Here is a 202-nt window from a genome sequence, read left to right on the forward strand (position 1 = left end):
CTTCCCCCCACATCTACTGCACCCCTCTTCCTTCAGGAGGGTTGTCTCCTTCTCGGTTTCCACATTTAAATGCCTGGATGCGTAAGCATTACAGAGAGCTTGAGGTTCGAACTGACGATAGTATGTCTGCAGATGTTTATGGTATGTACACGCTGAGAGTTCACAAAGGGAGGAGGCCCTTTGTCTGTAACTTTGAGGGGTG

The organism is Parendozoicomonas verongulae (assembly GCF_009711465.1).
Classification (GTDB): domain Bacteria; phylum Pseudomonadota; class Gammaproteobacteria; order Pseudomonadales; family Endozoicomonadaceae; genus Sansalvadorimonas; species Sansalvadorimonas verongulae.